General features: G+C 34.9%; 1 pseudogene. It reads left to right on the top strand.

What is annotated here, in order from left to right:
- Window positions 1–140: 140 nt before the first annotated feature.
- Window positions 141–550 (top strand): annotated as a pseudogene (locus SM124_RS23985) (IS4 family transposase); the annotation flags it as partial.

The following is a 550-nucleotide window of genomic DNA, read 5'->3' as shown; positions in this document are numbered from 1 at the left end:
CCCACTGGCTTTGCACACCTTCCAAAATAAGTAAGTTGATGTATGAAGTTATAGACAAACGCAAAAAAAGCTCCTATTGTAGAAATGTTGAATGTTTGTTCCCTAAAACAAACTTCTACAAAGGAGCCAAAACCTATATAATGTTAGCTCATAAAACTGTTATTAGTCAATGTCTATCTTTATTACCTACGGAGGATTTAGCTTGTCCTCTCTTAAACTACGATATGAAAAAGCTTTCTGTAGAGCAATTAGTAAAGCTTTTCATAACTGCGCAATTGGATCATTGGGAATCTTATCCTGAATTTGAAATCAAAATGCGTGCATATTCAGATCTCATGAAAGAAATTGGGATAGAAAGCATTAGTAGTTCTCAATTAAGCAGAAGAATCAATGACTTAGATACAACGATTCTACAAAAATTATTCTTTAAGGTCTTACACGAACTGAGTTTTCATACCCATCATCTCTCCGGTCTTCCGAATATCGGAAGACTTCGAATTGTAGATGCAACTCACATCAAACTTCCAGCTGTTTTATCTGAATGGGCATA

Origin of the sequence: Robertmurraya mangrovi, from assembly GCF_034427655.1 — a bacterium.
Taxonomy (GTDB): domain Bacteria; phylum Bacillota; class Bacilli; order Bacillales; family Cytobacillaceae; genus Robertmurraya_A; species Robertmurraya_A mangrovi.
The sequence above is the reverse complement of the archived record's forward strand: the minus strand, read 5'-3'. Positions and strand labels throughout refer to the sequence as shown.